General features: G+C 59.3%; 17 protein-coding genes, 2 tRNA genes and 1 pseudogene. 12 read left to right on the top strand and 8 right to left on the bottom strand.

The genetic code is table 11. The features are described 5' to 3' along the window. Window positions 1–172 precede the first annotated feature (172 nt). The 6 genes from BP38_RS0115525 to BP38_RS0115500 all read left to right on the top strand — a co-directional run bounded on the left by BP38_RS0115525 (window position 173) and on the right by BP38_RS0115500 (window position 8,886). Complete coding sequence (locus BP38_RS0115525) at window positions 173–505, top strand: helix-turn-helix transcriptional regulator (RefSeq protein ID WP_026988483.1); 333 nt, start codon at window positions 173–175, stop codon at window positions 503–505. A 34-nt stretch (window positions 506–539) separates the two neighbouring features. Further along, window positions 540–1,805, top strand: a complete 1,266-nt coding sequence (locus tag BP38_RS0115520; RefSeq protein WP_322098969.1) for a type II toxin-antitoxin system HipA family toxin — start codon at window positions 540–542, stop codon at window positions 1,803–1,805. 351 nt (window positions 1,806–2,156) lie between these two features. Further along, window positions 2,157–4,913, top strand: coding sequence for a class I SAM-dependent DNA methyltransferase (locus BP38_RS0115515; RefSeq protein WP_026988481.1), 2,757 nt, complete (start codon window positions 2,157–2,159; stop codon window positions 4,911–4,913). Continuing rightward, entirely contained in the window at window positions 4,910–5,626 is a 717-nt protein-coding gene (locus tag BP38_RS22355) for a competence protein CoiA (protein ID WP_162175175.1), read from the top strand. Before BP38_RS0115515 ends, BP38_RS22355 begins: the two co-directional genes overlap by 4 nt. A gap of 4 nt (window positions 5,627–5,630) precedes the next feature. Then, window positions 5,631–7,688 (top strand): DEAD/DEAH box helicase, encoded by a 2,058-nt coding sequence (locus BP38_RS0115505; protein ID WP_026988480.1) that lies wholly within the window; start codon window positions 5,631–5,633, stop codon window positions 7,686–7,688. Then, window positions 7,681–8,886 carry a GIY-YIG nuclease family protein gene (locus BP38_RS0115500; RefSeq protein ID WP_026988479.1) on the top strand — a complete coding sequence of 402 codons (1,206 nt, stop codon included), beginning with the start codon at window positions 7,681–7,683 and terminating at the stop codon, window positions 8,884–8,886. The genes BP38_RS0115505 and BP38_RS0115500 overlap by 8 nt, the downstream gene beginning before the upstream one ends. Window positions 8,887–9,823: 937 nt before the next feature. Here the strand turns inward: BP38_RS0115500 and BP38_RS0115495 are convergent. From BP38_RS0115495 to BP38_RS0115480, 4 genes are all read right to left on the bottom strand, one after another. Continuing rightward, window positions 9,824–10,888 carry a tyrosine-type recombinase/integrase gene (locus BP38_RS0115495; protein WP_026988478.1) on the bottom strand — a complete coding sequence of 355 codons (1,065 nt, stop codon included), beginning with the start codon at window positions 10,886–10,888 and terminating at the stop codon, window positions 9,824–9,826. After that, window positions 10,885–13,035 (bottom strand): tyrosine-type recombinase/integrase, encoded by a 2,151-nt coding sequence (locus BP38_RS0115490; protein ID WP_026988477.1) that lies wholly within the window; start codon window positions 13,033–13,035, stop codon window positions 10,885–10,887. Before BP38_RS0115490 ends, BP38_RS0115495 begins: the two co-directional genes overlap by 4 nt. Window positions 13,036–13,224: 189 nt before the next feature. Further along, window positions 13,225–13,482: a helix-turn-helix domain-containing protein gene (locus tag BP38_RS23350; RefSeq protein WP_162175174.1), complete on the bottom strand. Its 258-nt coding sequence runs from the start codon at window positions 13,480–13,482 to the stop codon at window positions 13,225–13,227. Between the two features lie 145 nt (window positions 13,483–13,627). Continuing rightward, on the bottom strand, window positions 13,628–14,278 hold the full coding sequence (locus BP38_RS0115480; RefSeq protein ID WP_026988475.1) for a hypothetical protein: 651 nt from the start codon (window positions 14,276–14,278) through the stop codon (window positions 13,628–13,630). 291 nt (window positions 14,279–14,569) lie between these two features. Between BP38_RS0115480 and BP38_RS23385 the strand changes: the two are divergent. After that, window positions 14,570–14,887, top strand: a pseudogene (locus tag BP38_RS23385) (IS481 family transposase); the annotation flags it as partial. Between the two features lie 388 nt (window positions 14,888–15,275). Here the strand turns inward: BP38_RS23385 and BP38_RS0115470 are convergent. Further along, window positions 15,276–15,351 (bottom strand) — tRNA-Thr (locus BP38_RS0115470). Between the two features lie 285 nt (window positions 15,352–15,636). Between BP38_RS0115470 and phnD the strand changes: the two genes are divergently transcribed. From phnD to phnE (BP38_RS0115450), 4 genes are all read left to right on the top strand, one after another. After that, window positions 15,637–16,584: a phosphate/phosphite/phosphonate ABC transporter substrate-binding protein gene (phnD, locus tag BP38_RS0115465; protein WP_026988474.1), complete on the top strand. Its 948-nt coding sequence runs from the start codon at window positions 15,637–15,639 to the stop codon at window positions 16,582–16,584. 78 nt (window positions 16,585–16,662) lie between these two features. Beyond that, complete coding sequence (gene phnC, locus BP38_RS0115460) at window positions 16,663–17,502, top strand: phosphonate ABC transporter ATP-binding protein (protein WP_026988473.1); 840 nt, start codon at window positions 16,663–16,665, stop codon at window positions 17,500–17,502. Further along, window positions 17,499–18,308, top strand: coding sequence for a phosphonate ABC transporter, permease protein PhnE (phnE, locus tag BP38_RS0115455; protein ID WP_026988472.1), 810 nt, complete (start codon window positions 17,499–17,501; stop codon window positions 18,306–18,308). The genes phnC and phnE (BP38_RS0115455) overlap by 4 nt, the downstream gene beginning before the upstream one ends. Then, window positions 18,308–19,123 carry a phosphonate ABC transporter, permease protein PhnE gene (gene phnE, locus BP38_RS0115450; RefSeq protein ID WP_026988471.1) on the top strand — a complete coding sequence of 272 codons (816 nt, stop codon included), beginning with the start codon at window positions 18,308–18,310 and terminating at the stop codon, window positions 19,121–19,123. Before phnE (BP38_RS0115455) ends, phnE (BP38_RS0115450) begins: the two co-directional genes overlap by 1 nt. Window positions 19,124–19,165: 42 nt before the next feature. Here the strand turns inward: phnE (BP38_RS0115450) and BP38_RS20995 are convergent, their stop codons facing one another. Genes BP38_RS20995 through BP38_RS0115435 form a run of 3 tightly spaced genes read right to left on the bottom strand, consistent with a single transcriptional unit; the run spans window position 19,166 to window position 23,865 of the window. Continuing rightward, on the bottom strand, window positions 19,166–20,359 hold the full coding sequence (locus BP38_RS20995; protein ID WP_051609438.1) for an osmoprotectant NAGGN system M42 family peptidase: 1,194 nt from the start codon (window positions 20,357–20,359) through the stop codon (window positions 19,166–19,168). A 16-nt stretch (window positions 20,360–20,375) separates the two neighbouring features. Beyond that, a complete protein-coding gene (gene ngg / locus BP38_RS20990; protein ID WP_051609447.1) occupies window positions 20,376–22,058 on the bottom strand; it encodes an N-acetylglutaminylglutamine synthetase in 1,683 nt (560 codons plus the stop codon). Window positions 22,059–22,089: 31 nt separating this feature from the next. Further along, window positions 22,090–23,865, bottom strand: coding sequence for an N-acetylglutaminylglutamine amidotransferase (locus BP38_RS0115435; RefSeq protein ID WP_026988470.1), 1,776 nt, complete (start codon window positions 23,863–23,865; stop codon window positions 22,090–22,092). A 329-nt stretch (window positions 23,866–24,194) separates the two neighbouring features. On the opposite strand from BP38_RS0115435, the gene BP38_RS0115425 reads away from it, so the two are divergent. Next, window positions 24,195–24,279, top strand: a tRNA-Leu gene (locus tag BP38_RS0115425). Window positions 24,280–24,350: the final 71 nt, after the last annotated feature.

The following is a 24,350-nucleotide window of genomic DNA, read 5'->3' as shown; positions in this document are numbered from 1 at the left end:
AGGCGGGCTGTAGAGGGTCGTTACAAATGGATACTCTAAGAACCATAAAACCGTAATGAGGATTATAAAATATCCATCGAATTGACGAGTTCAGTAAAGGACTGGTAATATGGATAGTTAAAGGCTCATAAATTGATGATATGGATCATAAGTTATCCATACTGGTATGAGAATGAAGCGAACACGCAGCTATTCACGCATCACGAAACAGGCACTCTCGATCCTTGGGAAACTGATCAAGGTCGGCAGGATTGAGCGTGGAATGACGGCGGCAGAGCTTGCCGAGCGCGCCGGCATCACGCGCAAGACTTTGCGACGGATAGAGTACGGCGAGCCCGGCCCGGAGGTTGGCCTGGTTTTCGAGGTCGCTGCGATCGTCGGTGTGCGCCTGTTCGAATATGATGAGCGCTCACTGCAGATGCATAATGCGCGTCTGGACGAGAAGCTCACATTGCTCCCGAAGCATGTCCGCCCGTCCATGAAGGAGGTTGATGATGACTTCTAAGACGGATGCGACAGAGGCCTTTGTCTGGATATGGTTGCCGGGCGAAACCGAGCCGGTGGTGGCCGGCCGGCTAACGCAGGATGGTGACCGTCTGCTCTTTACCTATGGTGCCAGCTATCGGGACCGCAAGAATGCGATCCCCATCTATGAGCCAGAGCTCCCGCTGCAACGCGGCACCATCGCGCCAAAGCCGGGTCTGACCATGCCCAGCTGTATTCGGGACGGCTCGCCGGATGCCTGGGGGCGGCGTGTTATCATCAACCGCCTGACCGGCGCCAAACCCGACGCTGCGGGGATTCCGGACATCAGTGAAATCACCTATCTGCTGCAATCCGGCTCGGACCGGATCGGCGCGCTCGACTTCCAGACGTCTTCGAAGGACTATGTGCCACGCCTTGCCGCAGAAGCCTCTTTCGAAGAGTTGCTAGAGGCAGCCGAGCGCATCGAAAAGGGGCTGCCGCTCACCCCGGCGCTCGACCAGGCGCTCAACCACGGCACGTCCATTGGGGGTGCGCGCCCCAAGGCTCTGATCGATGGTGAGGATCGAAAATACATTGCCAAGTTTTCGTCGAGCACAGACACGCATAGTGTTGTGAAAGCGGAGTTCATCGCCATGAGGCTGGCTGCAGCCTGTGGTCTGCACGCAGCACAAGTATCCATCACACAAGCGGCCGGCAAAGACGTGTTGCTCATCGAACGCTTTGATCGTGAACAGGCAGCACAGGGCTGGACACGCCGCGCCATGGTCTCGGGGCTGACCATGCTGGGTCTTGATGAAATGATGGCGCGATACGCGTCTTATGAGGACCTTGCGGAACTTATCCGCCATCGCTTCACGGATCCGGATGAGACTCTCAAAGAACTCTACGGGCGTCTTTGTTTCAACATTCTGTGCGGCAATACCGATGATCATGCACGCAATCACGCGGCCTTCTGGGACGGCAAGGCACTGAGGTTAACGCCTGCCTATGATATCTGTCCGCAAAACCGGGCGGGCGGCGAGGCTTCACAAGCGATGCTGATCAAGGGGGTAGCCCGCGCCAGTACAATTGCCACGTGCCTGGAGGCTGCACCGGATTTCCATCTGACGAAGGATGAAGCCGCATCGCTCATCGAAACCCAGATAGCAACCCTTGCCGAAACCTGGCAATCGGTCTGTGACGAAGCCGCGCTGAGTCCTGTCGATCAAAAGCTCTTCGCAGGACGCCAGTTTCTGAACCCCTATTGTGTAGAAGGCCTTGAAGGGCATGGCGCTCTAAAGGATGCATTCGATGTCGGACGCAGTGTGATGGTTGGCTGAGGGTATAGGAAAATTCTGGCAGAGCCGTGCCAAGCATATATAGAGAGAGTGACCTGACCCCAAAGCTTTATACATTTGCGGACTGGAATCACTGGTTGATTTGATCTCGCTCCCAAATTTGGTTCAGCCAGTGCAAGAAAATTCCAGCTGTTTGGCCTCATGGCAGGACTGAAGCGGGCCGGGCTGAACCGATGATATCCAGACTACGTTGAAGTGTGTTGCTTCGGTCATTAATGGGGGAGTGAGGTTCGGCGATAGGGCTGGCCTAGCCATGACCGAGAAGGTCTCGCCAACGCGGTCCATGATGGATAGCTTTGGCCTCAGATAAATGGATACAGGGGTAGACACGCCGTGAACGCCGTCGAGATCGAGGAAGCCGTCTCTGCGCTTGTGGAGCAGCCCTTTGATGCGGAGGAGTTTCCCTTTTCCTTCCTGCAGGCCTTCGGCAACAAGCAAACAACCATCAAGCGCCTGCGTTCGGGTGCCTCCAACAAGTCCGACTTGGGTGGCGTGCTGCAGATCAACAACATCCACATCAAGGTTGCACCCGAAGGACAGGTCACCTCGACGCTGGCAGAACTGAGGGACAGTGCCGCCACCAACAATCCCAGGAACAGGGTGAAGTTCATCCTGGCCACCGATGGCCTGGACCTGGAAGCCGAGGACCTCAACTCTGGCGAAACGATTGCCTGCCGCCATGTCGATTTTCCCGACCAGTTTGGCTTTTTCCTGCCTCTGGCCGGTATCACGACGGTCCGGCAGATTCGCGAGAACACCTTCGACATCAAGGCGACCAGCCGCCTGAATCGCCTCTATGTGGAATTGCTTCGCTGCAATCCTGATTGGGATACCGACGACTATCGCCCGGACATGAATCACTTCATGGCCCGCCTGATCTTCTGTTTCTTTGCCGAGGATACCGGCATCTTTCACAACACGGGGCTGTTCACCGCGACCATTGAACAGATGAGCGCCAAGGACTCCTCGAACACGCACGAGGTCATTGGCGAGCTGTTCCGCGCCATGAATACGCCCATAGCCGAGCGCCCATCTGCCGCGTTACCAAACTGGGCCAATGTCTTTCCCTATGTGAACGGCGGTCTGTTCTCCGGCAGCACGGTGGTGCCGCGCTTCAGCCGCATGGCACGCTCGTATCTGATCCACATCGGACATCTGGACTGGCAGAAGGTGAACCCGGACATCTTCGGCTCCATGATCCAGGCCGTGGCCGATGATGAAGAGCGCGGTGCGCTGGGCATGCACTACACCAGTGTGCCCAACATCCTGAAGGTGTTGAATCCGCTGTTCCTGGATGATCTGCGCGAGAAACTTGAAGACGCGGGGGACAATACCCGAAAGCTTCTCAACTTGCGCCGGCGTATCTCCAGGATCCGGGTCTTCGACCCAGCCTGCGGCTCCGGTAACTTCCTGGTGATTGCCTACAAGGAAATGCGGGCGATCGAGGCCGAGATCAACAGACGGCGCGGGGAAGCCGATCGTCGCACGGAAATTCCGCTCACCAATTTTCGTGGCATCGAATTGCGGGATTTCTCTGCCGAAGTAGCGCGGCTGGCGCTAATCATCGCCGAATATCAGTGCGATGTGCTCTATCGCGGACAGCAGGAAGCTCTGGCCGAATTCTTACCGCTCAATGCCATGAACTGGATCACCTGCGGCAACGCCCTTCGGCTCGACTGGCTGAGTATCTGTCCGCCAACCGGAACCGGTGTGAAGCACCATGCCGACGATTTGTTCCATTCGCCGCTCAACCAAGCGCAGATCGACTTCGAGAACGAAGGCGGCGAAACCTATATCTGCGGGAATCCGCCTTATAAGGGCGGAACCGAGCAGGACAGTGTTCAGAAAAGCGAAATGCAGGCCATATTTGGAGAGACGTTTCCTACTTGGAAGTCATTCGATTATATTTTGGGATTCTTCCAGAAGGCACGATTGTTCTTGAATGACTGCAAAGCTGAAGCGGCTTTCGTAACAACCAACTCCGTCTGCCAAGGAGAGCAGGTCTATCGCTTCTGGCCACAGTGCATTTCTGATGGTGTGCGCATCTCTTTCGCGGTCACATCTTTTAAGTGGTCGAATCTTGCAAGCAAGAATGCCGGCGTGACTGTTTGCATTGTAGGGTTATCCCGGAATCCCGGCAAGATAATGCATTTCGATGGGGGCAGCAATATTGTAAAAAATGTGGAGAATATCAACGCGTATTTAGTCCCATATAGAGATATTTATGTAAAGAATGAGACCAATCCAAGAAATGGTATGGCCCCAGTTGTGAACGGGAACAAGCCAGCTGATGGGGGAGGGCTAATTTTCGATTTAGATATTGCAAATAGACTTAAGAAAGCTGCTCCATTTTATTCGCATGTAGTTCGTCCTTTCTTTGGAGCACATGATGCAACGCATGGTATTGGTCGATATTGCATTTGGGCGACTCGCGAAGAGTATGATGTTTTACAGAATATCGATGAGTTTGCTGAGCGCTTCTCGTTGGTCCGTAAAATGAGGGAAAAAAGCAAGAAAGAACTTACTAAAAATGGCGCATTATCTCCATTTTTATTTCAACAGATTAGGCAGACTGGTAGTGAGTTAGTTTTTCAGATTCCCCGTCACTCATCTGAAGGTAGGGACTACTATCCTGTAATATCACTTCCAAAAGGCGCGATAGTTGGTGATGGAGCTTTCTCTTTCTACGACCCACCATTCTGGAACATCGCTGTTTTCGCCTCTAGACTTTCCCTCATATGGATAGCAACAGTTTGCGGGAAGATTAAGACAGATTTTCGTTTCTCTAATACTCTTGGATGGAATACATTTCCCGTTCCTAAGCTCACCGAGAAGAACAAAAGAGATCTGACCAGGTGCGCTGAAGATCTTCTTCTGGCGCGCGAAGCGCATTTTCCCGAGACTATCGCCGATCTCTATGATCCCGAGAAGATGCCCGCCGATCTGCGCGCCGCGCATGATCGCAACGACGAGGTGCTGGAACGCATCTATATCGGCCGCCGCTTCCGTAATGATACCGAACGATTGGAAAAACTCTTCGAGCTTTATACGAAGATGACCTCTCCGAGATCAACGAAGGAGGCGTCGTGAAATTTGCGCTAGTCGAAAATGTACGGAGCACTGCCGAACCGAAAAAGCGTGGCATTTGCGCGAATTGCGGAGAAGAAATGATGGCGAAGTGCGGGCGAACAAAAGTCTGGCACTGGGCGCATAAGTCTCGTGAAATGTGTGATTCTTGGTGGGAGAACGAGACGAAGTGGCACCGAGCTTGGAAATCTGAGTTTCCAGAGGATTGGCAAGAGATCGTACATGTAGATCAGCAAACCGGCGAACGACATCTTGCAGATGTCAAGACCGCTCACGGCCTAGTCGTTGAGTTTCAACATTCACCGATTCGAAATGAAGAAAGATCTTCACGCGAAAAGTTCTATGGAAACATGATCTGGATTGTAGATGGGCTTCGAGGAGAGCTCGATGCAAGCTATTTTCAGATGGGTCTGCATCGCGACCCACTTCAGCACAATCCGCTTGCCTATCAACTGGACTGGTATGGACGAAGCCGGATCCTGCACGATTGGAATGCGTCGGAGAAGCAAGTTTTTCTTGATTTTGGCAACGCGTTTACCAGTGGGCCGTCCGTGGTTTGGCGTAAAATTTTTTTCGATCCGGAAAAGCGTAGAGGAGTGGTGGCCCCGTACAACAAACGCTCGCTAATTCAGGCAATTACGGAAGGCGAAGATATAGGTGTTTCTTACCTGCCGGATAAGGCCGAGACGGCAGAACAAACAGAAGAAAGGCGGTGACGCAATGATCAACCAGAATCAAGAATCCGTCCCTTCGGTCTCCGTCACCTACGCCCAGAATGGCAACTCGACCAAGGCGAATGAGTTGGGTATGCGCCCGATGCAGGAGCGGGCCTATGAAAAGCGGGGCGAGCAATATCTTCTGATCAAGTCGCCGCCGGCCTCGGGCAAGAGCCGGGCGCTGATGTACATCGCGCTGGATAAGCTGCACAATCAGGGCCTGAAGCAGGCCATCATTGTCGTGCCCGAGAGGTCCATTGGCGCGAGCTTCCATGACGAGCCGCTAACCCAGTATGGTTTTTGGGCCGACTGGTCCGTCGCACCGAAATGGAATCTCTGCGATGCGCCGGGCAGCGACGGCGGCAAGGTCAAGGCGGTGGGAACCTTCCTTGAGAGTGATGACCAGGTGCTGGTCTGTACCCATGCCACCTTTCGTTTCGCCGTCGAGCAGTACGGGATTGCGGCCTTTGACGACCGCTTGATTGCCGTGGATGAGTTTCATCACGTCTCGGCCAATCCCGACAACAAGCTGGGCGCACGCCTGGGCGCCTTCATCGAACGCGACCGCGTGCATGTTGTTGCGATGACCGGGTCCTATTTCCGTGGGGATGCGGAACCGGTCCTGATGCCGGAGGACGAGGCGCGGTTCGATATTGTCACCTATACTTATTATGAACAGTTGAACGGCTACCGCTACCTGAAACAACTGGATATCGGCTATTACTTCTATTCTGGCGCCTATTCGGATGAGATCCTGAACGTGCTGGATCCCGGGGAAAAGACGATCATTCACATCCCGAACGTGAACTCGCGCGAAAGCACGAAGGACAAGATTCGGGAGGTCGAGCACATCATCGACGAGTTGGGCGAATGGCAGGGCACCGCCCCCCAGTCGGGATTCCACCTGGTCAAGCGGCCCGATGGGCAGGTCCTGAAGGTTGCCGACCTGGTTGATGACGATCCCGGGAAACGGGCCCGTGTGACCGCAGCGCTGAAGGACCCTGCACTCAACGATGATCGTGACTATGTGGACCTGATCATCGCCCTGGGTATGGCCAAGGAAGGCTTTGACTGGGTCTGGTGCGAACACGCACTGACCGTCGGTTATCGGGCGAGCCTGACCGAGATCGTGCAGATCATTGGCCGTGCGACACGGGATGCTGAGGGAAAGACACGCGCCCGGTTTACCAACCTGATCGCGGAACCCGATGCCGCGGAAGACGCGGTGACCGAGGCGGTCAACGACACGCTGAAAGCGATCGCGGCCAGCCTGCTGATGGAACAGGTGCTGGCGCCACGCTTCAATTTCATCCCGAAACACCCCGAGAATGAACCCGCGGAGGGGTTTGATTACGGTGAGGGTGGTTATGACTCCGGCAAGTGCAACACCGGTTTCAACGAAGAGACCGGCACCTTCCAGATCGAGATCAAGGGATTGAGCGAGCCCAAGAGCAAGGAAGCCGAACGTATCTGCAAGGAAGACCTGAATGAATTGGTCACCGCCTTCGTTCAGGACAAGACCACGGTGGAGCGCGGCCTGTTCGACGAGGAGCTTGTGCCGGAAGAGCTGACGCAGGTTGCCATGGGCAAGATCGTCAAGGAGCAATACCCCGAGCTGGACGAGGAGGACCAGGAGGCGGTGCGCCAGCACGCCATTGCCGCCCTGAACCTGACGCAGCAAGGCAAGGCGGCTGCGGCCGAGCAACAGGACGAAGAGGTCAGCGGGAATACGGCCCTGATCGACGGGGTGCGGAAGATCACAATGGATGTGCGCGAGCTGGATATTGACATGATCGACCGGATCAATCCCTTCAGCGAAGCCTATGCTATTCTGGCCAAGACCATGAGCGAAGAAAGCTTGAAGCAGGTGGAGGCCGTCATTTCGGCCAAGAAGGTGAAGCTGACCCACGAAGAGGCACGCGACCTTGCCAAACGGGCCCTCAGGTTCAAGCAGGAGCGCGGGCGGGTGCCTTCCCTCAGCTCGCTGGATGCCTGGGAACGGCGTATGGCTGAGGGCGTGGCCTTCCTGCAGCGCATGAAAGCGGAGGCGGCGCGTGGCTGACTTCACGGACGATGATGATGCGCTTCTGGCCGAGCTGGGCGTCGAGGTCGAGGAGAAGAGCGCGCCCACCCGGACTCCAAAGGAAGAGCGAATCATCGCGGGGTTTGAGGAAATCCAGCGCTTTGTGGAGGAACACGGGCATCCGCCGCGCCATGGAGAAGATCATGATATTTTCGAGCGCCTCTATGCCGTGCGCCTGGATCGCATCCGCGAGCAGGAGGAGTGCCGCAATCTGGTGGAGCCAATGGATCATCAAGGCCTTTTGAAGGAGGAGGCACAGGGGGCTGCAGAGGCCATTGCCGAGGAGATGGATGATGAAGCTCTGCTGGACGCCTTGGGCGTCGAAGCGGAAAGCGGGGGCATCACGGAGCTGAAGCATGTGCGCTCGAGCGCCGAGAAGAAGGCGGCCGAGGAAATTGCCAATCGGGAGCGCTGCAGGGATTTCGAGACCTTCAAACCGCTGTTCGAACAGGTGCAGAGGGATCTCGACAACGGGGTGCGCGAAACGCGCCCCTTCGAGATGAAGGCGGAGATTCAGCAGGGCCGTTTCTTCATCGTCGGCGGGCAGAAGTCCTACATCGCCGATATGGGGGAAACGACACTCACGGAGCAAGGGCGGACCGATGCGCGGCTGCGCGTCATCTTCGACAATGGCACCGAGAGCAACATGCTGATGCGCTCGCTACAGCGTGCCCTGAACAAGGATGAAGCCGGGCGTCGTATCACCGAACCGGTGGCAGGCCCGCTCTTTTCCGGCGAGCAGGGGGAGACGGATCAGGCCAGCGGGACCGTTTATGTCCTGCGCAGCAAGTCAGACTACCCGCTGGTCGCGGAGAACCGCAATCTGGTCCACAAGATCGGCGTGACGAATACGGAGGTCGACAAGCGCATTGCCGGCGCGCGTCTTCAGCCGACATTCCTGCTGGCCGATGTGGAGGTCGTCGCCACCTACGAGCTCTACAACATCAATTCCACAAAGCTGGAAAACCTGATTCACCGCATCTTCAGCCCGGCGCGCCTGGACATCGAGATTAAGGACCGCTTTGGCAATCCGGTCGTTCCGCGCGAATGGTTCCTGGTTCCGCTGAAGGTAATTGACGAAGCTGTTGAGTATATCAGGGCCGGAACGATCGCTGAGTATCGCTACAACCCCCGAGAAGCGAGGCTGGAGAAGGCAAAGGACTCGCATCACGCTTGATGGCCGGGAAGGCCGGCGCCGGGCCCGATCCGCCTGCGCGGCGGTTCAGCAGGATGCGACGAGACCTGGGTCGCGTCTTTACTTTTTTAGCCGCCTGCACGGCGGCCTACTCTCTTGGTGGCCCGGGCCGGAAAGACCGGCGCCGAGCCCGATCCGCCTGCGCGGCGGTTCAACAAGATACGACGAGACTAAATTTCGTCTTTACTTTCTTAGCCGCCTGCGCGGCGGACTAAGAGCCGAGATTTGATGGAGTGGAGCTTTAGAAAATTCCAATCATCGCGCCTCGTACTAAGAGATATAGTCCCATGGATCATTCGCGCAAGCGCGACACAAAATTTTTTTGTCTTTTTGAGAAGATTAATAGTTAGTTTACGTGGTTGTCCGGTGCCCAGCGCTCTATTTTTCCCATACGGGTCAGATCTGGCACTTGGGGCGCTGAAATCCTCTGGAAGTAAAGTGTCGGCTTCATGCGCAGCTGTGTTGCTGTTCTTGCTGACTATGCGGCGCCAATGCCACGTTCCTGGCGGTTTTTCTAAGCCTGATCGCGGTCATGTCCTTTACGTACATTAAGGTGCTGCGCAAGCGGCGCACAACGCTTGAGCAAACCGTTGAAGCAAACAGCTAAGAACAAACCAGGAAAATCGTGAGACAAGTCTGTCACGCTTGGATAAGGCGAAGCCCTTGTCTACCCCAGGGTGGAATAGGAGAGATATTATTATGATATCTGCACCCCTTTGAACCCGGCATATCCCTGCACTTCTCCCCCGAACGGCGAAGCCGTTCCCCCTTTTGCAGGGCAAAAGCAAGCCGCGAAATCGCTCAAAACTCGGAGAACCTGATTATAATATTATAATCAATGGGTTAGAATGTCCTCTTGATGAAATTCCCTCCTGAGTGGAGAGGTTGGGGCCGGATTGATGGCAGGTAAGCAAGACGCTCAATGGCTGCGCCGAGTGCGCAATTCCCTGGCAGCCATCTCACCGACTGCACGTATCGTATCGCTTGCCTTCCGGCTCGCCAGGATCGCGTTTGCGCGCTCTGTGTACTCTGCCCTCGTTTTCGGACTGTTGTGTCTGAGTAGGAGGGTCACCAGATCGGCCCGCTCGGGCTCTTGCTCGAGCAGTGTGGTCGCAGATGCGTGCCGCATTATGTGGGGAGACACAGCCACGCCCAGCTTCTCCCGGCAGAGCTCGCGCATGGCGGCATAGAGGGTTGCGTCCACGACGGGTGTTCCGCGTGCACTGATGAAAAGCGATGATACGCTTTCTTGGGCATATCTTGGACGCCATTTCTCACACCAGCTTTGTATCACCTCCACCACGCCGTCAGGGATACACCAACTGTGCTCCTGTCGGGTTTTGATCTGTGATGCATCGAAGTGGATGGCCCCGCCTTCCAGATCGATCTGGTCCAGCTGCAAACTGCAAAGCGCACGGCGGCGTTCGGGGACATAGAGCCCGAGCAGGATGAACATTCCATCCCGGTACCGCTGAGTTGCCTTCCAACCTGACAGATCACATGCTTCGACTAGAGCCGAATGCGCAACCCAAGTTAAGTCGACCGCGGACACGAGGAGATCATGTCGCCGTTTCGGTGAGCTGGCGGCAATGGGAAAGAGATTGGCACGGGTCTGATAAAGCCAGTCCAATTTTCCCGACCTAATGTGCTCCGGATTGACCACCTTTGCGACTTCGATGAGCTGATGAATGTAGCCGTGTAACGTGCGTGGTGACGCACTCCCCTGGTTCTCACGAATGAAGTGCTTCACCCCGGTCGGAGTGAGGAGACAGACAGCGTCTTCCGGTAATCCGGCTTTGCGGGCTGTTTCCAGGTACCGGGTAAAGACCCGGGCATAGGTATAGCGTGATTCAGGAGCCCAATTCAGAGGACCCCACAGCGGGTCGTGCGCCTCGCGCCAGGCCTGGCCGGCGTCTGCCGGCCAGGTTGCGGTTTCTTGGGTCAGTTGGTCTGTGGTCGTGGGACGGTGATTGATTGCGGTCATGATGTAAATCCTTTCCGCTTCAGAGAGAGGCGGGCGCTTTGGCTGGCCTGATCGAGGATTTCGTGCCAGCGGCGTTGCACAAGGATCTGTTGAACCTCGGCATAGTAGCTTTCCGTGACCCGTCGGCTTTTGTGCCCGAGCAGGTTCTGAACCAGGTCCATCTGCGCGGGATCACTGTCGAGCAGTATCTTTGCGGTCAAATGACGCGCTAAATGCAGATTCATCCGGAACCCCCCATGGCGCTCGTTGGTCTTTCGGAAGTGGTAGTTCAGAAGCTCCTTGGCGCGATGCTGATCCCCTTGAGCCGGGAACAAGAACACGTTGTCCGGAGCAGCACCGACCGACCTGGCGAGGAGGGGACGGACCTCCTGGATCCACCAGCGCAGGAGACTCACGGCTTCTTGATCCAGCTCGATGTCGATCTGACGTTCATTCTTGACTTGCTCGGCCTCGATTGTGATGCGGCCTTTGCCGCGGCCTGCTGGCGGCAGGGTGACCTGCGGACTGGGGCCTGAAATACGCAGACCGGCAAGATTTCTGCGGCGCAGCGGAGCGCAGCGCAGAATGCGGTGGAGGACAGCGACCAAAGCGAGGTTCATCGCCTCGAGATCTTTGTCGGACCGCGCCAGCCGGGTTTTGGCCTCGGTGACCAAACATTCTGGAAGATTGTACCATGTGACAATCGCAAGGGGATCGTTGAACTGCCTGAGACGCTCCTTGTGTCGCGCCCCCATCTTGTAATGCTCATACCGACGCTTGGTCTCGCCCAAGGCGTTCGTATACTTGCCGAGCAAGTGTGGATCCACGTGATCGCGCATGAGTTGGAGCTTGTTGATGTGCTCTTCAGGACAGAGATCATACCGAGCCCAGGCGATTGCAGACGTCAGAATGGCCTTCTTGTAGATGCCCTGCCGTGAGGGTGTCTGGCCTTTGCTGCGCGCGGCTTGGCGTGCGTCCATCTCCCTGACTACACGTGTCAGGGTCTCGCGCGTCGTGACGTCGGAAAGCCGAGCGGGGTATGCACCGGTTTCTTCAAGGTGCGCCTTCACGCAGATGAGCCAGTGGTGTCTCAGGCTTTTCAGGCTTGTTTCACCATAGCTTCCCGTTATGTCTGGAGCGGATTGATCGAGACCAGCACCCGCGAAGGGGTCGGCGCTGTCCTCAGGGGGTACCAGATCTGCCAGGTCTTCGGGTTTGTCCGTCTTGCGCATGGCGGCTGTAAAGGCATGCCAGAGCTGTTGGGTGTGCCCAGGGAGGTCTACAAAGTGCGCCGAGACCCGACCTGAATTGCCATCAGCATAGAGGCGGGAGAGCTGTGCACTTGGCCAACCGGATACGTGGTTTTGCAGACGTTCCCAGGAATACACCGTCGCGCGCGTGCGCTTGAAAGGCCCCTCAACTTGGTGCGCTTCAAGATAGGCCAGGAGATCCTGGACGACGGAATCATCCACGTCATCCGGGCCCAAGTTGCGCTGCCAGCAGTAATCGACAAGCGACCAGATTTTCGCCAGATCACCCTGGAGTTCGGGATGATCGCGGCGGACCGTATCGGTCAGCACACGCCACGATCCGCTGAGCGCAGCGGCGGACAAGCGGGTGTGCCGATGAAAATCCACGGCCCGGACACCGCGCAATATCCGCGCGCGCAAAGTCCCGAAGGATTTTTGGGTCACACCGAAATCCGCGGCACTCATCTTTGCGAGCTCGGTCTTGATAGTCCGTTCGACTGCGGGAATGGCCTCGGGGGTACGATTCTTCGTCTCCGCGTACCGCTTCAAGGCCCCGATGATACGCCCGCATTCCCGTCCCCAAGGCTGTGCCCGGGCAACGGTGATGGCATCGGCGAGCGTTGCCTGGCCCTGTCGGATCCGCATGCAGAGCTCGGATGGCAGATTCGGAAGGTCATCGATGTGACGTAGAGCGCCGGCTTCGTCGGTGCGGGTGCGCCTGGGTACGGTCGCGCCGACGTTCTCGACGTAGGTCTTTCTGATATCTGCTGTCTCGATGATTTCCGGCGCCTGACCCATGGCCTCGTGGATACGCCGACAGGCACGGCGGGCGGCAAGCTGAACGCCGCGAGAGGGGAAGAAATCCTCAAAGACCTGACTGCGAACATCGATTACGGCAAGGTTCTGTGGTTCCATCATGTTGGACTCCTGTTCATCTCCGTGTGGTGGGGGTCGTCGCCCGAGCAGCGACTCCCACCACGCGGTGTGTACTGGTCGGGACTGTTGTATTGGACTGCGGTGGACAGGTGTGGACTGCAGTGTCCTGGTGTGAGAATGGCTACGCTTAAAAAAATTCGTTTCAAGCGTGGCCGTTTTCACACCAGGGGGTTAACTCTTGGACAACGCTGGACTTTTGCGGACAGAGCGGACAGCCTCTTCAGGCATAGATGACTGTCGCTCGGCAGGGGCCTCTGGCCAGTGTTCGGCGAGATAAAGTCGCCAGTCGCGCGGTGATATCCGGTAGACCTGCTTGCTCTTGTGGGCCGTGAGTTCTCCGCGCTTGATCGCACGCCGTACTGTCTTTGTCGAAACGCATAGCTGCTGGGCGCAGTCGGCGATCGTCAGCCAGGCTTCTTGTTTTGTCATGTGCATGTCCTGTTCTGTGGTTTGCTGGGAGAGTACAAAACAAAACACGAACAAAATAGGCGTAGCGAATTCTTGGAGGCGGGGAAATGAAACTCGCGAGCCGTGCAGTACACTGCTCGCGAGTCACTTGATTATCGGTTATTGCTCAATGGAAAGAACCGACCGCGTCCACACCAGCCATCTCATCGATGCTAGGTGCTTGATCTGCTTCAAGCCATGCGCGTGGTACGGCAGGATGAAACCCGCTTTTCCTAAGTTTGTATGAGAGCTGTAGATACTCAAACCCCGATGCGATGAACCATTCACCGGAGTTTACGCAGTAGCGATGCAGAATCTTCTGAACCTCCTGCTCGCGTGCCTTCTTATCTTCGCGAGAAATTCTGTTTGTGATTTCGCCGTTGATACTGACGAGCAGATGCAATCCCGTCTCGCCGGATGATAAACTGCTGAATTTGATGCTCAATTCGAGCTCTGATCCTCTCAGATCTGCTGATTTTAAACCTGCGTTGGCGCACTCAAGCATTTCGGACAATGCGTCATCGAACGTGTAAGCATGAAGTGCATACTTCGGCGCGCTGGCCGGCGCTCGACCGCTCATGCGCAGGTCTGCTGTTCCAAAATAATGCCGCAGGTGACAGCAGATGGGTAGTAAGCGATTAGCTACTGTGTCGAAATCGAGCGGTGAACCTTCACCCGCGGCAAATGTGTACCCTTCGACTGGGTCGAATTCGTACGCAGCACCGGGAATCGCGGCGTTCAGCGACGGAATGGGGGCAGTGTAGTCAATCGTGTGCATAGCTTCTTTCCTTTGTTCGTGAAGAATGCAGGCGCCACAGCCTCACAGCTTGCTTCGAAGCTGCTCTCGCGCATGCATCGTGAGCGATGCGCGAGAGCAGCTTTGAGGACAGTTCAAATGAAAAAATAAAATATGCTTTATTTTCTGTATTTACCCTTTAGTGTGAGTTAAACCAGAGAAAAAATAAAGAAAACATGGAGTAAAAACGCACGTCCTGCACGATTAAAGTGATGTATATTTGGCACTATAGTTTGATGATGCATTATTCATGCAAGTGTGGAAAGATGCGATATAGGACAAATACTACACGGGAGCGCCCGCGTGACAGCGGCAGTCCGTCGAGCGATACAGCAGAGTGAAGGAAGCCTGAAGACAATGTCCAAGTGATACGGGGTCAACTCGAAGACGGTTGCCAAATGGCGCAGCCGAACTGAGACCACCGGTCAGCGCACCGGCGCGAAGGATGTTCACTCAACAATGCTGTCCATTGAGGAGGAAGCGATCATTGTCGCCTTCAGGAAGCACACACTGCTGCCGCTGGATGACTGCCTCTATTCCCAGCAGCCAACCATTCTGGAGCTGACACGGTCCGCGCTGCACCGCTGTCTCGGCGACTGCTAAATCATCCTTCCGTAGGTGCTACGGCCTCCACTACACGACACCGGGCAGAGGCGGATCGGCCGCCCCCTTCAGCAAGGAAGCCCTGGCCAATGGTGAAACGTTTCGGGCCCATGCGTTCGAGCTTGCTTGCGCTGAGAACGACATCGATCACCGATCGATCAAGCCCAAGAATCCTTGGACCAATGGTCAGGTCGAACGCATGAACCGCACCTTCAAACCCCGGGACCAAACACCTAATTCAGCAGCAAACTGAAGCGGTGATCAAATAGCGTAGCGCGATTGCTCAAAAAGGTTGGCGTGCTACAGCTATATCCACATAAACGTGTGCAGCACATCGATAAAAGTTGGAATTAATCGAGATGCGAGTTGGAAAGAATGGTGCCGGCTGCAGGAGTCGAACCCGCGACCTACTGATTACAAATCAGTTGCTCTACCAACTGAGCTAAGCCGGCGACCTTGGGCAACGCTGCTGAATGGTGGGCGTTGCTTCACGCGCTAGAACTGCGTGATCCGGGCGCGTCTGTCAATTCTCTTGCGCAGCTTTTTTGCGTTCACGCTTGCTGACGAAGGGGCGGGTTGTGTTCCTGTTCGGGGCGGTACAACCGCACTATGACAGCCGCTTCATTTGACGTTATATTACTTTCACAAGGCTAACATGAAAGCTTAACACAGGGCGACCATAAGCGGGATGTCTGACACCCGGTTCCACTGATTTTCCATAACTCGAGGAGGCGAAAATGAGAACCTTTCTGGCCGCATCCATGTTCGCGGCATTGCTTGCAGCACCCGCCTATGCCGACTTCAATCTCGACAGCCGCTACTCCGACGAGGACGGCGACCTGGTGGCTGACATCCCCTCCAATGAAGACGAACTGGTCGATCCCGACACGCTGATCTTCACCTACACGCCGGTGGAGGATCCGGCCGTCTACGAGGATGTCTGGGAGGGGTTCATGGACCACATGTCCGAAGTCACGGGCAAGGAGGTGGAGTTCTTCCCCGTCCAGTCCAATGCCTCCCAGTTGGAGGCCATGCGCGCCGGGCGCCTGCATATCGCAGGATTCAACACCGGCTCGAATCCCATCGCCGTGGCCTGCGCCGGCTTCCGGCCCTTCGCCATGATGGCCGCCGAGGATGGCTCGTTCGGCTACGAGATGGAGATCATCGTGCCGGCCGATTCGGAAGTCCAGGAGATCGAGGACCTGCGCGGCGGCGAGATCACCTTCACGCAGGAAACCTCCAACTCCGGTTTCAAGGCGCCCTCGGCGATCCTGAAGAGTGAATTCGACATGGAGGCCGGAGAGGATTTCGAGGCCGGGTTCTCCGGCTCCCACGACACCTCGGTCCTGGGTGTGGCGAACGGCGACTACGACGCCGCTGCCATCGCCAATTCCGTCATGGCGCGCATGATCGACCGCGACGTCATCTCCGCCGACCAGGTGCGGACGGTCTATCAGTCCCAGACCTTCCCGACCACGGGCTATGGCACCGTCTATAACCTGACGCCGGAGCTGCAGGACAAGATCCGCGAGGCCTTCTTCTCCTTCCCCTGGGAAGGTTCGGCCCTGGAGGAAGAGTTCGAGAAATCCGGTGAGGCCCAGTTCATCGAGATCTCCTTCAAGGAAGATTGGGCGGTGATCCGCCAGATCGACGAGGCGAACGAGGTGTCCTACACCTGCAACTGATCCGGTCCCGACACGGATCCGGCGGGGGCCGCCGTGGGGTGGCTCCCGCCTTCGGATCGAGGAGAATGAGGAGTTGCAATGCTGTCGATCGAAGCGCTGACCAAGCGCTACAAGACCGGGGATCTTGCGCTCAAGGACGTATCCTTTTCCATCGAACGCGGCCAGGTCGTGGGCCTGATCGGTCCCTCGGGGGCCGGGAAGTCGACGCTGATCCGCTGCATCAACCGCCTGGTCGAGCCAACGGCGGGAGCAATCCGGCTCTCTGACGTGGACATCCCGAAGCTGGGCCGCACCCAATTGAAGACGATGCGCCGTCGGATCGGCATGATCTATCAGGAGTACGCCCTGGTGGAGCGCCTGACCGTCATGGAGAATGTGCTGTCGGGGCGCCTGGGCTATGTCTCCTTCTGGCGCTCGCTCTCCCGCCGCTATGCCCAGAAGGACGTGGACAAGGCCTTCGGACTGCTCGAGCGCGTCGGGCTGTCCGATCATGTGGACAAGCGGGCGGACGAGCTGTCCGGCGGCCAGCGCCAGCGCGTGGGCATCGCGCGCGCCCTGGAACAGGACCCGGAACTGCTGCTGGTGGACGAACCCACGGCCTCGCTGGACCCCAAGACGTCGCGCCAGATCATGCGGCTGATCTGCGAGATCTGCCGGGAGCACGACCTGCCCGCCATCATCAACATCCACGACGTCATGCTGGCCCAGATGTTCGTCGACCGGGTCATCGGCCTGACCGCGGGCGAGGTGGTGTTCGATGGCCCCCCCGCCGAACTCGATCATGCGGCCCTGACGCGGATCTATGGCGAGGAGGACTGGCGCGAGATGCGCAAGGCCGCCGACGAAGCGGCACAGGACGCCTCAGACGCGGCCGCGTTCAAGGCGGCCGAGGAAGAACGCATGGCGGGTACGGTATGAGCGAGGTCCAGGCGGTATCCCGGCGCTGGCGCCGCCCGCCCGTCCTGATCCGCAACGACTTCTGGCGCCGGGCCATCTACAGCGGCGCGCTGCTCTATCTGCTGCTGGCGATCGGTACGCTGGAGGTGGATTGGCAACGTGCCTATGAGGGGCTCGAGCGGGGCGCCCGCTTCCTGCAGGGGTTCCTGACACCGGATTTCACCAGCCGCTTCGACCAGATCCAGCGCGGCATGGTGGAAAGCGTCACCATGACGGTCTGTTCGACCATGGTGGGGATCCTGATCTCCGTGCCCATCGGGCTGGGCGCCGCGCGCAACATCTCGCCCCTGCCGGTCTATCTCGTCTGCCGCGCCATCATCTCCGTTTCGCGCGCCTTCCAGGAAATCATCATCGCGATCCTCTTCGTGGCCATGTTCGGCTTTGGCGCCTTCGCCGGCTTCGTGACCCTGTCCTTTGCCACCATCGGGTTCCTCGCCAAGCTGCTGGCCGACGACATCGAGGAGATCGATCCACGCCAGGCCGAGGCGGTGCGCGGCACCGGTGCCGGCTGGTGGCAGGTGGTGAACTACGGGGTGCAGCCCCAGGTCATGCCGCGCCTGATCGGCCTGTCGCTCTATCGCTTCGACATCAATTTCCGGGAATCGGCCGTGATCGGCATCGTCGGCGCCGGCGGGATCGGCGCGACGCTGAACACGGCGATGGACCGCTATGACTACAGCACCGCCAGCGCCATCCTGATCCTGATCATCATCTTCGTCATGCTGGCCGAGTACAGCTCCGGCTATATCCGGAAGTGGATCCAGTAATGCCGGTCTGGCAAACGGAACAGGGCCCTGCCTGGCGCCACCGCACCACCACCGCCCAGTGGCTCCACTGGCTGGGCTGGCTGCTCGCCGCCATGGCCTTCGTGTTCTGCTGGCAGATCATGACGGTCGATACGAAATGGTTCTTCGTCAAGGATGCACCCAGCCAGGCCGCGGACCTGTTCTCGCGGGCCTGGCCGCCCAAGTGGTCCTATGTCAACACGCTCTGGCGCGCGCTCTGGGACACGATCAACATCGCCACGCTGGGCACCCTGATCGGTGTCATCCTGGCCGTGCCGGTTGCCTTCCTGGCCGCCCGCAACACCACGCCGAGCCACCTGGTGCTGCGCCCCTTCGCCCTGTTCGTGATCGTCGCCTCCCGCTCGATCAATTCGCTGATCTGGGCGCTGTTGCTGGTCGCGATCCTCGGCCCCGGTATCCTGGCCGGCATCATCGCCATCGCCCTGCGGTCCATCGGTTTCGTGGGCAAGCTGCTCTATGAAGCGATCGAGGAGATCGACGAAAGCCAGGTCGAGGCCGTTCAGGCCACGGGGGCCAGCCGGGCGCAGGTGATCGATTACGGCATCGTGCCCCAGGTCCTGCCGGCATTTGCCGGGATCTGCGTGTTCCGCTGGGACATCAACATCCGGGAATCGACGATCCTCGGCCTCGTCGGGGCAGGCGGCATCGGCCTGCAGCTGCAGAGTTCTCTGAACACGCTCGCCTGGTCCCAGGTCACGGTGATCTTCGCACTGATCCTGGCCACCGTGATCTTCTCGGAATGGGTTTCCTCCAGGGTGCGCAAGAACATCATCTGAGACCTGGCCCGCTCCGGTCAGAGGTTCGACGGAAGCGCGTGCCTACTCTGCCGCCCCTTTCTCCGGATGCTCGGGGTCGTGGTGCTCGGTGTCGGGGTGTTCCCGGGCCTCTTCCACCGGCTGGACGGGGAAGCCCTTTGCCGACCCCAGCGGCTTGATGTCGCGGGCGATGACGGCCGGGCTCTGCATGTAGGCGGTCAGCAGTTCCGCGACCCCCTGCAGCGCCTTCAGATGCGTGCGCTCGTAGCCGTGGGTGGAATCGGTGCCGAAGCAGACCAGGGCCGTGCGCAGGTCGTTTCCGGCCTCGAGCGCGGCGGCGGCATCGCAATGGTAATAGCGGAAGGTGTCGCGCACGTGGCGGATCTCGTTGTCGCGTGCCAGTTCCAGCATGCGCTGGGTCAGGTGCCAGTCGAAGGGTCCCGAGGAATCCTTCATGCCAATGGTCACGCAGCTTTCCAGGGTCTCCTGACCCGGCGCCTGGGGTGCGGTGTCGATGGCCACCATCTCGGCCACGTCCTGGTGCAGCACGGCCGAGGCGCCGACGCCGACCTCCTCGGAAATGGTGAACAGCGGGTGGCAGTCCAGGGGCAGGCGCACATCGGATTCCATGATGGCCTTCACCGCGGCCAGCAGGCAGGCCACCCCCGCCTTGTCGTCCAGATGGCGGGCATCCACGAAGCCCGCCGGCGTGATGCGCGGGTTGCTGTCCACGCCCACGAAGTCCCCGACGGCCAGACCCAGCTCCTCCAGACCGGCGCGGTCATAGACGATCTCGTCCAGGCGCAGTTCCACCTGGTCCCACTCCGAGGGTTGAGTGTCCACGCCCTCGTTGAAGGTATGACCCGAGGCCTTGAGCGGCAGGATCGTGCCGGTGCGGGCGCCGTGATCGGTGAAGACCGTGACCCGGCTGCCCTCGGCAAAGCGGCTGGACCAGGTGCCGATGGAGGCCAGGCTGAGCCGCCCGTTGTCCTTCAGGCCCTGCACCATGGCGCCGATGGTGTCCACATGGGCGACGATGGCGCGGTCCGGGGCGCGCCGGCTGCCCTGGATGTTGCCGCGGATGGCGCCGCGCCGGGTCAGTTCATGCTCGATCCCCAGGCTTTCCAGTTCCTGGCAGACCATGTGAACCACCTGGTCGGTGTAGCCGGTGGGGGAGTGCGTTTCCAACAGGCGGACCATCACGTCCTGCAGATAGTCCATGTCGATGGAAAGCGCCTTGGGACTTGGGCTGGCCATGAATCAGGCCCTCCTTTCAGGCGGCAAGATGCGGGAACAGCAGGTCGATGAATTTCTGCGCCGTGGGGGCGGGTTCATGATTGGCCAGTCCCGGCCGCTCATTGGCTTCGATGATGACATAGTCCGACTCCTCGGGCGATGGGACCAGGAAGTCAAGGCCCACCACGGGAATCTCTATGGCCCGCGCCGCCTCGACCGCGGCGGCCGAGAGGTGCGGGTGCAGGGTCTCGGTCACGTCGTGAATCGTACCGCCGGTGTGCAGGTTGGCGGCCTTGCGCACGCGCAGCGTCTGGCCGGCGGGCAGGATGTCCGACATGGAATAGCCGGCCGCCTCGACACAGCGTTCGGTCTCGACATCCAGGGGGATCGAGCTTTCGCCGTGCGTGGCCTTTGCGCGGCGCCGGCTCTGGGTTTCGATGAGCTGCCGGATCGTGTGCTTGCCGCTGCCGATGACCTCGGCAGGGCGGCGCACGGCGGCGGCCACGACTTCATGGTTGATGACGATGACGCGCAGGTCGTCGCCCTCGATATATTTCTCCAGCAGGACCACGTCGCAGTGCTGCCGTGCCTCGGCCACGGCGGCCTCGACCTCCTGGGCGGTGCGCAGGTCGACGGCGACGCCATGGCCCTGTTCGCCGCGCAGGGGCTTCACCACGACCTGGCCGTGCTTTTCCAGGAAGCGGGCGTTCTCCTCGGGCGTGCCGGCGCGGACCTGTTCGGGCACCGACAGGCCGGCGCGGCGCAACAGGCGTTGGGTCACCGCCTTGTCGTCGCAGCGGCTCATGGCAATCGCCGTGGTCATTTCCGACAGGGATTCGCGGCAGACGATGGAGCGTCCGCCGTGGGTCAGGCGGAAGAAACCGCCCTCGGCGTCCAGGACCTCCACGGCGATGCCGCGGCGGCGCGCCTCGTCCACGATCAGGCGTGCATAGGGGTTCAGGTCCTGCTCGGGCGCCGGGCCGATATAGAGCTTTTCGTTGATGGAGTTGCGGGTCTTGAGCGCAAAGCGCTGGACCGGGCGGAAGCCCAGCTTCTCGTAAAGCGCGATGGCTTCCTCGTTGTCATAGAGCACCGAGAGGTCCATGTAGCTGCGCCCGCGCTGGCTGAGGCGGCGCGCCAGTTCGAGCACCAGGGCAACGCCGATGCCCGGGTAGGGGGCCTGGGCCGCGACGGCCAGGCACCAGAGGCTGGAGCCGTTGTCGGGATCGCCGAAGATCTCCACGTGATCCAGGCCCGTGATCGTGCCCAGGACCTCGCCTGAGGCCGTGTCGCGCGCCACCAGATGGATGTAGCGGGGATCGTCGCGGCAGGCGAGCAGGAAGTCCTCGTCGATCGCGACCATGCCGTGATGGGCATAGCAGGTGTTGACGCCCTGGGCGTCCTGGCGGCTTTCCAGGCGCGCGACCGTGAAGGCCGGGTGGGTCTGCTCCTCGGGCAGGTCCTCCAGGTCCAGGCGATAGGTATGCGACGGGTCCAGGAAGACCTGCTGCGGGCGCAGGCTGAGCAGGACGTGCGGATCGCTGACGTAGAAGGCGATGTCCCGGCAACCTTCCTGTTCCTCCAGAAGGCTGTCCAGCAGGGCTTCGCCGTCCTCGAAGGTCTGCGCGAACAGCAGGCGCCCCCAGCCGCAATCGAGCACAACGTCCTGCGGGGTCTCAGTCTGTCTTGCCGTTTCAGCGCCTGGGCCGCGTGTCTGCATGGGCCTTGCCTCGCTGTGCTGCTTGCGTGCTTCAGAGACCATGTTCCTGGAACCAGGCTTCCAGCAGGGCTACCTGCCACAGCTTGGAGCCCCCCAGGGGTGTGATGTGCTGGTCCGGCGCCTGCAGAAGCTGATCGATGTAGTCCTGTCGGAAGAGGCCGCGTGCGCGCGCTTCGGGGTGCTCGAGGACGCCGCGGACATACTCCAGGGAGTCGCCCTCCAGGTACTTCAGCGCCGGCACCGGAAAATAGCCCTTGGGACGGTCGATGACACCTTTGGGGATAACCTTGCGCGCGGCTTCCTTCAGGACGTACTTGCCGCCGTCGCGCACCTTCATCTCGGCCGGCATCCGGGCGGCCAGCTCGACGAGCTCGTGGTCCAGGAAGGGCACGCGCGCCTCCAGCCCCCAGGCCATGGTCATGTTGTCCACGCGCTTCACGGGATCGTCCACCAGCATGATGGTGCTGTCCAGGTGCAGTGCCTTGTCCACGGGGCGTTCGGCCTGCACCTCGGCAAAGTGGCGCTCGACCAGCGCGCGGCTGTAGTCGCTTTCCACCAGGCGCGGGTCGACGGCCCGGGCGAAACCTTCGTGATCACGGTCGAAGAAGACCCGGGCATAGTCCGCCACCGGATCGCGGCTGTCCAGCAGCGGCGGATACCAGTGATAGCCGCCGAAGACCTCGTCGGCGCCCTGGCCGGACTGCACCACGCGCACATGCTTGGCGACCTCCTGGGACAGCAGGTAGAAGCCGATGTTGTCGTGGCTGACCATGGGTTCCGACATGGACCGGATGCAGCCGGGCAGGTTGGGCAGCATGCGCTCGCGGCTGTTGATGAACAGCTTGTGGTGCCGGGTGTCGAAGCGATCGGCGATGATGTCGGAATAGCGGAATTCGTCGCCTTCCTCGTCACCCACGGACTCGAAGCCCACCGAGAAGGTCTCCAGCCCCTCCTGGCCGGCCTCGGCCAGAAGGCCGACGATCAGGCTGGAATCCAGGCCGCCGGAGAGCAGGACGCCCACCGGCGTGTCGGCCACCAGGCGGCGCTCGACGGCGGTGCGCAGGCTGTCCAATACCAGGTCCTGCCAGTCACTCTCGCTGCGGGCTGCGTCGCCCTCCTGTGGCCCGAAGGCCAGGCGCCAGTAAACCTCCTGCTGCATGCGGCCGTCGGGCTCGACCAGCAGGCGGCTGGCCGGCGGCAGCTTGCGCACGCCCTTCAGGATGGTGTGCGGCGCCGGAACCACGGCGTGGAAGGTCATGTAGTGGTGCAGACCCACGGGGTCCACATCCGTATCGACACCCTCGCTGTGGGCCAGGGCCGGCAGGCTGGAGCCGAAGCGCAGAGCACCGGGCACCTCGGCCAGGTAGAGCGGCTTGATGCCCAGGCGGTCGCGGGCCAGCAGCATGCGGCCGCTGTCACGCTCCCACAGCGCGAAGGCGAACATGCCGGCGAAGCGCTCGACACAGGCCGGGCCCCAGGCATGATAGGCCTTCAGGATGACCTCGGTGTCGCCGTTCGAGAAGAAATGATAGCCCTTGCCCTGCAGTTCCTCGCGCAGGGCGCGGAAGTTGTAGATGGCGCCGTTGTAGACGATGCCCAGGCCCAGCTGGGAATCGATCATCGGCTGCTGCGCCGATTCGCTGTGGTCGATGATCTTCAGGCGGCGATGGCCGACGGTAATGCTGTTCTGCCGGAACAGGCCGAAGGCGTCGGGCCCGCGCTGTGCGATCCTCTGCGACATGCCCTCGACCAGGGACAGGGACGATTCCTGTTTGTCGAAGCGGATTTCACCGACCAGTCCACACATGCTTGCTTGTCCCCCGGGGATTGCTTGACGGAATGGCTTCAGGCCCTTGCGGGTCGGCCTCTGAGCTGTTCATGGCTGCTTCTGAAGTCTCTTGATTTCAAAGCGTTCTATTGCACGAAAGCCATCCATAGAGATAGCCACGATTGTGCGGTCTTCAAGAAAAGGCGCATTCTGCGCGGGGCGAGTGCCTGCAGGTTCGGCTCTGTCCCGGCCAGTACAGCGAGGTTCATGCGCCAGGCAAATGCCCGGGTTCCGGCGGCCAGTCGAAAAGCCTGCAGAGGATCATTGCAAAGCCGTCTGTCTCGGGTATTCTGCAGCCCGTTTCCCACGCCCCTGTGGCGGAACTGGTAGACGCGCGCGACTCAAAATCGCGTTCCGAAAGGAGTGGGGGTTCGAATCCCTCCAGGGGCACCAATTTTTCAATAATTGCTATTTGCGAAAGCAGGTATCATCAGGGCTGTCAGGCCATGGCTTGCGGCTCGTTG

The sequence above is a fragment of the Fodinicurvata fenggangensis DSM 21160 genome (genome assembly GCF_000686045.1).
Classification (GTDB): Bacteria; Pseudomonadota; Alphaproteobacteria; order Kiloniellales; family DSM-21159; genus Fodinicurvata; species Fodinicurvata fenggangensis.
This window is presented reverse-complemented; position numbering and strand designations above follow the sequence as displayed.

Bases quoted from the DNA above. Each gene is read 5' to 3' on its own strand.
- BP38_RS0115525 (WP_026988483.1), top strand. From the start codon at position 173: ATGAAGCGAACACGCAGCTATTCACGCATCACGAAACAGGCACTCTCG.
- BP38_RS0115505 (WP_026988480.1), top strand. From the start codon at position 5,631: ATGATCAACCAGAATCAAGAATCCGTCCCTTCGGTCTCCGTCACCTAC.
- BP38_RS0115495 (WP_026988478.1), bottom strand. From the start codon at position 10,888: ATGACCGCAATCAATCACCGTCCCACGACCACAGACCAACTGACCCAA.
- BP38_RS0115490 (WP_026988477.1), bottom strand. From the start codon at position 13,035: ATGATGGAACCACAGAACCTTGCCGTAATCGATGTTCGCAGTCAGGTC.
- BP38_RS23350 (WP_162175174.1), bottom strand. From the start codon at position 13,482: ATGACAAAACAAGAAGCCTGGCTGACGATCGCCGACTGCGCCCAGCAG.
- BP38_RS0115480 (WP_026988475.1), bottom strand. From the start codon at position 14,278: ATGCACACGATTGACTACACTGCCCCCATTCCGTCGCTGAACGCCGCG.
- phnD (WP_026988474.1), top strand. From the start codon at position 15,637: ATGAGAACCTTTCTGGCCGCATCCATGTTCGCGGCATTGCTTGCAGCA.
- phnC (WP_026988473.1), top strand. From the start codon at position 16,663: ATGCTGTCGATCGAAGCGCTGACCAAGCGCTACAAGACCGGGGATCTT.
- phnE (WP_026988472.1), top strand. From the start codon at position 17,499: ATGAGCGAGGTCCAGGCGGTATCCCGGCGCTGGCGCCGCCCGCCCGTC.
- phnE (WP_026988471.1), top strand. From the start codon at position 18,308: ATGCCGGTCTGGCAAACGGAACAGGGCCCTGCCTGGCGCCACCGCACC.
- BP38_RS20995 (WP_051609438.1), bottom strand. From the start codon at position 20,359: ATGGCCAGCCCAAGTCCCAAGGCGCTTTCCATCGACATGGACTATCTG.
- ngg (WP_051609447.1), bottom strand. From the start codon at position 22,058: ATGCAGACACGCGGCCCAGGCGCTGAAACGGCAAGACAGACTGAGACC.
- BP38_RS0115435 (WP_026988470.1), bottom strand. From the start codon at position 23,865: ATGTGTGGACTGGTCGGTGAAATCCGCTTCGACAAACAGGAATCGTCC.